The organism is Vallitalea sediminicola (assembly GCF_054408565.1).
Map to the genome: position 1 here is coordinate 1 of NZ_BTPT01000270.1, position 229 is coordinate 229.

Annotated in this window: 1 protein-coding gene; it reads right to left on the reverse strand. The window is 27.9% G+C overall.

Annotated elements, in window-relative coordinates; all coding sequences use genetic code 11:
* A partial coding sequence (locus tag ACX6CF_RS26705) for a cyclic nucleotide-binding domain-containing protein (protein WP_458788413.1) occupies positions 1-229 on the reverse strand: 229 nt, incomplete at both ends.

Genomic DNA, 229 nt, shown 5'->3' on the forward strand with positions numbered 1-229 from the left:
ATTCAATCTTGTTACAGTAATAGATTTTCCTAGAGGGTATATTTTTCTTACTTCAATATTGCCCTCAAGGACAATCCCTATTTTATTGCATTCTTCCCCTTCGATACTGATTATCTGTTCTTTTGAATAATTAATTACATCATAATCTATTGAAGATAAGATAGATTCAATATCTTCTGTTTTCATATTTTTGAATAAGGAGCAGTGCTGTAATATATTAATTAGCATA